This window comes from Halalkaliarchaeum sp. AArc-GB (assembly GCF_031432225.1).
Lineage (GTDB): Archaea > Halobacteriota > Halobacteria > Halobacteriales > Haloferacaceae > Halalkaliarchaeum.
In genome coordinates this window covers 1-1,155 of sequence record NZ_JAVKGM010000035.1, presented here as the reverse complement: position 1 = coordinate 1,155, position 1,155 = coordinate 1, and the positions used below count along the sequence as shown (strand labels likewise).

Sequence of the window (1,155 nt, the reverse complement as noted above, 5' to 3'; positions counted from 1 at the left end):
ATTACGGACTTCTTGTCGTGCACGCGTGTATTCGACGAGTTCGAGTCGCTGTCACCCGCACAACGTCACCACGCGAAAACCTACGCCACAGGTCTTGTTGCGGCCAGCAACAAGACCGTGGCAGGCATCGCACGCGAAGTCCTTCCAGCTGGAGACAAACGCGCTCTCAACAAGTTCCTCACCGAGTACGACTGGGACGAACAGCAATTTAACCACGAACGCCTCGAAGAACTCCAAAAACACGGCGAAACACGTTGGTCGAAGGATGGGTACATCATCCTCGACGACACGATCACCGAGAAAGCCGGGGACGAAGTCCCCGGCGTCGGACACTTCTATGATCACGCCGAAGGTGACACTGTCTGGGGCCAAGACCTCATCTACGCCTTCTACGCTGACGACAAAACTGCCTACCCACTCACCTTCCGCCTCTACGAAAAACAGGACGAAGATGACCAAAACCACGACACCAAGTACGATCTCGCCCGTGAGATCGTCACCGAACTCGAAGACGAGGTAGGTGTCCCGGCGGACACCTACCTCTTCGACTCGTGGTTCGCTCACGATTCTGCCCTCGTCGAACACATCGAATCCTACGGCAACGACTGGATCGGCCCGCTCCGGAGCAACCGACAGGTAACCTACGCCGGCGAAGAGATCAGCGTCGATGCGCTGGCAGAGCGCATCGACACCGTCGAACGTACCGTTGAGGACGAGACCTACCACATCTGGACGAAGAAGCTTCCCGTCTCCCAGTTGGGAGACGTGAAGCTGGTCATCGCCGAGAAAGAAACTGACGAAGACGAAGAGAACCCGGTCAAATACCTCGCCACGAACAAGATCGACGCACCGACCGAACACGTGATCCGCTCCTACGGGATGCGGTGGCGCATCGAGACGTTCTTCGAGGACTCGAAGCAGGATCTCGGCTTGGGAGACTGCGAGATGCAGACCGACGAAGGTGCCAGTCGGCACTGGCACCTTCTGATGGCTGCCTACAGTCTCGTTCGTCTTGATCCCGAATCGAGCGCCTTGGGGACGGTTCGCTCGAAAGCGTCATCGCTTCGAGCGAACCTCGAACATTCCCTGAAGGAAGCCGTTTACAACCTGCTCTCGTGGGTTCGAGATAACGATGATCGTGGCGTCGATGACCTT

1 protein-coding gene is annotated in these 1,155 nt (G+C 57.2%); it reads left to right on the top strand.

Annotated features, from left to right (window positions below; all coding sequences use genetic code 11):
• The coding region (locus RH858_RS16715) for an IS701 family transposase (protein WP_310562510.1) at positions 1 to 1,155 on the top strand (1,155 nt) is incomplete at both ends.